This is a genomic window from Agathobaculum desmolans ATCC 43058 (assembly GCF_000701665.1).
Classification (GTDB): Bacteria; Bacillota; Clostridia; order Oscillospirales; family Butyricicoccaceae; genus Agathobaculum; species Agathobaculum desmolans.
Genome location: NZ_JNJN01000072.1, coordinates 1 through 6,372, shown reverse-complemented (window position 1 = coordinate 6,372; position 6,372 = coordinate 1). Strand labels below are relative to the sequence as shown.

Here is a 6,372-nt window from a genome sequence, read left to right as displayed (position 1 = left end):
ACTCCCGAGCAGCAGGCTGAGCTGGCAAATGTTGTTCGCTTCGCGATCGACCGCAGCCGCCTGACCAAGGAGCATCTGGATTACGTTATCGCTGCTGTTGCACAGCTGTACAAGGATCGTGCAACGATCCCGAACATGCGCATCGTTTGGGGCCACAAGCTGCCGATGCGTCACTTCCATGCCTTCCTCGAGCCGTATGCTCCGTCCGCTGACCAGATCTGAGATCAGGTTTCTGACTGACTATACTATCGACAATCTTGCGTAACCTGCGCCGCGCGGAAAGTGCGCAGGGGTGAAAAGTGAACGGCGTCCGCGGAAAATTGAAAACTTTCCGCGGACGTTTTTCTATGGGGGCAATAAAAAGAAAAGGGGTGCAAGTATGAGCAATGAGAAGAATACTCTGGAAAACCGCGATGGGTTCCAAAGTAAATGGGGTTTTATTTTAGCTTGTATCGGCTCTGCCGTTGGTATGGGTAATATCTGGCGTTTTCCGATCATGGTGCAGAAATACGGCGGCATGACGTTCCTGCTTCCGTACTTCCTGTTCGTTATTCTGATCGGCGCTTCTGGTGTTATTGAAGAGTTTGCCTTGGGCCGCCGCGCGGGCGCAGGCCCGGTGGGCGCATTCGGCATGTGTACCAATGACCGCTTTGGCAAAAAAACGCCCGGTGAAGCGGTTGGCGCGATTCCGATCATCGGCTCGCTGATGCTCGCAATCGGCTATACGGTCGTTCTCGGCTGGATCTTTAAGTATACTTGGATGGGTATCTCCGGCAGCCTGTTTGGTCTTGGCACCGACATGGGCGCCATCGGCGGCGCATTCGGCGCAACTGCACCGGAAGCCGAAACGCTGGGTGAGGCGCTCGGCATGATGTCCTCGAACGGCTTCTTCGGCATCGGCAACGGTGTTTGGCAGCTGTTTGGTCTGGTCGTTTCGCTGATTATCATGGCGATGGGCATTGCGGGCGGCATCGAGAAGGCCAACAAGATCATGATGCCTGTGCTGTTCTTCCTGTTCCTCGGCCTTGGTATTTATATCTTTACGCTCGACGGCTCTGGTGAGGGCTATAAGTACATCTTTACGCTGAAGCCGGAAGGCCTGCTCGATCCTGAGGTTTGGGTATTTGCTTTCGGTCAGGCATTCTTCTCCCTGTCTGTTGCTGGTAACGGTTCGGTTATTTACGGCTCGTACCTGTCCAAGAGCGAGGATATCCCGTCCTCTGCACGCAACGTGGCAATTTTTGATACGATGGCGGCTCTGCTGGCTGCGTTCGTTATCATCCCCGCAATGGCGGTTGTGCTTGGCTCCGGCATCAACGAAGTCAAGGGCGGCCCCGGCCTGATGTTCGTCTATCTGGTCAACGTATTCAATGCGATGCCCGGCGGCCGCATCATCGGCATGATTTTCTTCATCTGCGTACTGTTCGCAGGCGTATCCTCCATTGTCAACCTGTATGAGGCGCCGGTTGCCTTCCTGCAGGAAAAGTTCAAGATGAAGCGCATTGGCGCGGTTGCTACGATCGGTGTAATCGGCGCAATCGTTTCGATCGCGATTCAGCCGTGGACCTCTCAGTGGATGGACGTTGTTTCGATCTACATTTGCCCGCTGGGCGCTATGCTCGCCGGTATCATGTTCTTCTGGATCTACAAGAAGGAGCATGCACTGGATGCAGTTAACGAGGGCGGCAAAAAGCAGATCGGCAGCTGGTTCTACCCGCTTGGTAAGTTTATCTACGTGCCGCTGGCACTGCTCGCGCTGATTCTGGGCGCGTGGTATGGCGGCATCGGCTGATAACAGATTCAATTTCCTATAAGCTGCCCCCCTTCCCAAGGAACTGCCCGCCGCCTGTTGCAGACGGCGGGCGTTCCATCCTCTGAAGGGGAGAATACGGTGCGGAACGCGGAAAGGGATAAAGGAGAGCAAAATGAATTCTGAACTGCGCGATAAAATATCCAGTGCGGCAACGGCTGTGGAAATGATCCTTGGCCTGATCATTTTGGTCGCTTGTGTGGTAGCAAGCTTCGGCATTGTTTTTACAACCGATGTGCAGTCGCTTTTTGCAAGCCCGGATTATTTGCAGGAGCGGCTGAGCGATATCTGTTTGGTTATCATCGGCATCGAGCTGATCACAATGATCACCAGCTATACGATCGACTCGGTGGTGGATGTGATGCTGCTGGCCGTAGCGCGTCAAATGATTGTGGAACACACCTCTCCGGTGGAAAATATGGTGACGGTAGTGGCTGTCGGCGTGCTGTTTGTGATCCGTAAATATCTGTATATCTCCCGTCTGGACCGCCGCAGAAGCAAAAAAGAGGTGGAGGCGGATGTGCGCGCAGAGGTGTTCGGAGAACACGTGCCGCCTTCTGCCATGGATCGGTGAACAGTGCGTTTTGCGCGATGAATATATAAAAAGTCAGGCACATACGCCTGACTTTTTATATATTTGCACGGCAAATGTTATTTTACATGTGCTGCCGTGCATATCATTGATAAAAATTTTCGACAAGCTGAGCTGAGGATGGATACCTCAGCTTTTGTATTTGGCGCAAAACAGGCATCCGGATTTGGCAAGATCGCAGCCCGGTGGTTCGTTTGTTCCGGAGGGGGCTGAAGGGGATAGCTGCTTTTGTATTGCGTCAAACGGTTCGGGTAATCTCCTGTTTCAGGCGGAGAGAAATGCTGCTGCGGTAGCAGGCGGCGTATTAAAGGGTTTGCAGCACTGCACCGGGATAATAATGCGTTAGAATCTGTTCGTAATGGGCGCCTTGTTCCGCCAGATATTTGGCGCCGTACTGCGACAGCCCCACACCATGCCCGTAGCCGATGGTGTGGAAGGTGATGCTGTTCTCCGTGGTGAGGATGGTAAAGTTGGTAGATTGCAGGCCGAAGGCTTCGCGGACAGCAGTACCCTTTACCCGCACGCCGCCCAGCTCGACCGATAGAATCCCGCCTGCGGCAGACCGCTGTGATGCTTTGAACCAGTCCTCCGGTGCGTTCGACAGGTTCGATGAGGGAAAGGCCTGCGCCGCTTTGTTGCGGAATTCCCCGGCGGAAAGTGTGACTGCCGCCTCATAGCCGCGGTATGCCGAGCCGCCCGGGCTGGTCACGCTTTGCAGGTAGGGAATATCCTCGCCCCAGACATCGGCGGCGGATTCCGTGCGCGGACCGCTGACACAGTGAAAAACGGCGGCGATCGGTGCATGATCATAGGTCAGGATCTCGCCTGCTGTATCGCGCACGGCCTGCCGTACCCTTCGATAATCGCCCCCGCCGGCGGTCTGCGCTGCAGGATCACGGTAAGCAGCACAGTGATGAAAGTCATCGCACACATCGGCATCCGGATGTGCGTCCGGCCGGCCGCGGGACAGCTTATACACCGCATAGGTGCGTGCCGCGACCGCCTGCGCCCGCAAGGCGGCGTCCGGAAAATCGTTCGGGATCTCGGCGGCGACAACCCCTTCCACATAGGTTTCCAGCGGCAGCTCGGTGGAAACGCCGTCGATCTCTACGGTCAGCATTGTGTCGGCGGACGGCAGCGCACCGTCCGCCGGGGCGGCGGGGGGATTTGGCAGGGAAGCTGCCGGGGCGGAAACATCGGTGTGTTCCCCCGGCCAAAACAGGGGGAGCAAATATAATGCCAATACAAGGGCGCAGCCGGTCAGCAAAAGCCTGCGCATGTCCATCCTCTCCTTCCGGTGTTCAGTATATGCAGGTCAATTCATTGACAGAACACAAAATATAGATTCGTGTTGACAGCGGAAACAAGATGTAGTATTATGGAAAATACAGAAACGAACAAATGTTCGTAAAAATGAAGGAGGATATTATGGCACTGCGTGATATGGCAAAGGAGTATCGGGTCAACACCGCGCTGCTCGAGCTGCGCATGAAACAATTACAGGTAGCGCAGCGTCGGGCGCGGCAGAAGGAGGTCAAATTCCGTTTGAAACAGCGGATCGGCTGCTTGCGGGTGTTGATCAATGAAAGCCGCAAAACAGCGTTTGTGCTGGAACACTATTACGAACGGGGAGGGCAGCAGCATGAAAACAAACGGGCCGTTTGAATGGCAGGCCGACCGGGCGGCCTATGAGCAGTATGTGGCTGAGCTGGGGGCGGATAACCGCGCGTTCCGGGCGGCGTTCCGCGAAGCGTTTTTCCATGCGCTGCGGGAACAACTGACAGAGCGGCAGTATGAGGTGCTGTGGATGAATGAGGTGGAAGGGCTTTCCGGCAAAGAAATTGCATACAAGCTGGGGATCAGTCCTTCCGCGGTTTCCCGCCATCTGACGCGCGGGAAAAAGCGTCTGCGGGTACTGTTGGCTTATAATCTGGAGCTGCGGGGCAAGGTATTTTCCTGACCGGCTGAAATGATTTGGGTGTTGACAAGGCATGCGGAAAGATGTATATTTGTATTATCGAAACAACACAAAGGAACGATGGAGATGAAGTGGAAACGTTGGCTGGCCGGATGCCTGAGCGCTGCCATGCTGTGTGGCAGCCTGCCCGCTGCGGGCGCGGCGGATGCTGCGGGCGGACGGCAGGAGGATCTGGATAGGCTGATGGAGATTCTGACCGAAAAGCATCCGGACTTTTTTACCAAAGTGAGCGAGCAGACTGTGCTGGACAAAAAGGCGGAAATCGAGCGGAACATGGCGCAGATGGACGATTTTGATTTCGCAGTCGCGCTGTCCGAGTTGACCGCATTGGGCGGGGATTCGCACACCATGCTGGGTATCGGGCAGACGCTCAAGGAGCCGCAGCTGCTTCCCTTTGCGCCTGCGTGGTACGACGGCCGGTGGACGCTTGCCGGAACAGCGGCAGAATATCGGGACTATATCGGTCAGCAAATCGTTGCCATTGCCGGCTGCACGATGGAGGAGGTGCAGCACCGGATCGCGCCGATGATCTCATACGATAATGAAACGCGCCTGCGCCGCGATCTCGGCAGTATGATGTATATTGTGCAGATTTTGGAGCACTACGGTCTGGTGGAAAAGGACGCGGAGACAGTCTCCGTTACGGTGCGCGATGCCAAGGGTAGGGAGACCGAGCTGTCCTATCCTGTGCTGTCGCCTGCGGAATATGCTGCGCTGGGCGAGCAGGGCTATGTCAGCCAAGCGCAGCTGCGCAAGGCGGTACCGCCGACCGAGCCGGATAGGAATACGGTTTACAAGCTGCTCGATCTGGGGCAGGGCACGCTTTATATGCAGTATAATGCCTGCCGGGAGGATCCCGACCTGCCGATGGATACATTTGCTGCGCAGGTCACAGAAAAGCTGGAATCAGGCGCATATCAGAAATTTGTGATCGATCTGCGCTATAACGGCGGCGGTTCAGACGGTGTGCTGTATCCCGTGATGTATGCGGCACAGCAGTTTCTGGTAAAGGGCGGTGCGGTGTATGCGTTGGCGGGGGAGAATACGTTTTCGTCCGCGCTGATCAATACCGTGCAGCTCAAGGATATTGGCGCGACGATCGTCGGTGCACCGACGGGCGGCAGTGTGGATCACTTCGGCCAGATCACAGGATTTACGCTGCCTCATTCACGCATCCAAGGGCAGTATTCCAATAAATTTATTGATTTAGGCAGCTATGAGGCCGCCTCCCCCTATGGGATCGAGAGCTTTCCTCCCGACTTTGCAGCAGAGCAGCGCTTTGACGATTATCTCAACGGGGTGGATTCAGCAGTGCAGGCTGTTTTGCAGCAGATCCCGGAAAAGCTGGTGCTGCGCCAAACCGCAGCCGCGTCATCGGCCGGGTTGACCGTAGATGGCCGTTCGTCATCGGCCGCTGCCTATACCATAGCAGGCTGCAATTATTTTAAGCTGCGTGATCTGGCGATGGCGTTTGCCGATACACGGGCGGCATTTCAGGTAACCTGGGACGGTGCGGCGCAGCGGGTCACGCTGACGGAGGGGGTGTATACGCCGGTCGGCGGCGAGCAGGCGCAGGGGCGGGAAGCGATGGGCCGTGAGCTGGGCGCGATGCTGGAAGGCGAAATCCCGGCGTTTCTGGTCGAGCTGGGGCAGGCCGCTGCAGCGTCCGGTCAGGATTTTGCCGCGTGGTATGCCGCAGACCCGGCAGCGCTCGAGCGCATCGCTGCCCCCTATCTTGCATGATCCTGCCCCTTTTTCAGCCCGGAGCAAATTGATATGATCCTCCTAAAGTAGACCATGGAAAAAACCAAAATCTACTTTAGGAGGATTTTTTATGGGCAAAATAAAATTCACTCCAGAGAAGAAAATAGAAATCATAGAAGCGTATAAGTCGGGTAAGGTTGCCTATTCTCAATTACAAGATGTTTATGGAATGAATCGTGACGAGATATATAGATGGATATCCAAGTACGAAGCGAACGGTATTGAAGC

7 protein-coding genes and 1 pseudogene are annotated in these 6,372 nt (G+C 55.5%); 7 read left to right on the top strand and 1 reads right to left on the bottom strand.

Annotated features, from left to right (window positions below; genetic code table 11):
* The 3 genes and pseudogenes from T363_RS14765 to T363_RS0113185 form a co-directional block, all read left to right on the top strand.
* Positions 1 to 222: pseudogene (locus tag T363_RS14765) on the top strand (tryptophanase); the annotation flags it as partial.
* 157 nt (positions 223 to 379) lie between these two features.
* Complete coding sequence (locus tag T363_RS0113190) at positions 380 to 1,792, top strand: sodium-dependent transporter (protein WP_031476576.1); 1,413 nt, start codon at positions 380 to 382, stop codon at positions 1,790 to 1,792.
* A gap of 133 nt (positions 1,793 to 1,925) precedes the next feature.
* Positions 1,926 to 2,384, top strand: a complete 459-nt coding sequence (locus tag T363_RS0113185) for a phosphate-starvation-inducible PsiE family protein (protein WP_031476574.1) — start codon at positions 1,926 to 1,928, stop codon at positions 2,382 to 2,384.
* Positions 2,385 to 2,706: 322 nt separating this feature from the next.
* Here T363_RS0113185 and spoIID read toward each other — a convergent pair whose 3' ends face one another.
* On the bottom strand, positions 2,707 to 3,681 hold the full coding sequence (spoIID, locus tag T363_RS0113180) for a stage II sporulation protein D (RefSeq protein WP_031476572.1): 975 nt from the start codon (positions 3,679 to 3,681) through the stop codon (positions 2,707 to 2,709).
* 149 nt (positions 3,682 to 3,830) lie between these two features.
* On the opposite strand from spoIID, the gene T363_RS16175 reads away from it, so the two are divergent.
* From T363_RS16175 to T363_RS16870, 4 genes are all read left to right on the top strand, one after another.
* On the top strand, positions 3,831 to 4,067 hold the full coding sequence (locus T363_RS16175; protein WP_031476570.1) for a hypothetical protein: 237 nt from the start codon (positions 3,831 to 3,833) through the stop codon (positions 4,065 to 4,067).
* Positions 4,045 to 4,362 carry an RNA polymerase sigma factor gene (locus tag T363_RS0113170; RefSeq protein ID WP_031476568.1) on the top strand — a complete coding sequence of 106 codons (318 nt, stop codon included), beginning with the start codon at positions 4,045 to 4,047 and terminating at the stop codon, positions 4,360 to 4,362. Before T363_RS16175 ends, T363_RS0113170 begins: the two co-directional genes overlap by 23 nt.
* An 84-nt stretch (positions 4,363 to 4,446) precedes the next feature.
* Entirely contained in the window at positions 4,447 to 6,123 is a 1,677-nt protein-coding gene (locus T363_RS0113165) for a S41 family peptidase (protein WP_031476566.1), read from the top strand.
* 91 nt (positions 6,124 to 6,214) lie between these two features.
* Positions 6,215 to 6,372, top strand: a 158-nt coding sequence (locus tag T363_RS16870; protein ID WP_154658818.1) for a helix-turn-helix domain-containing protein, incomplete at its 3' end; no start/stop codon positions are given.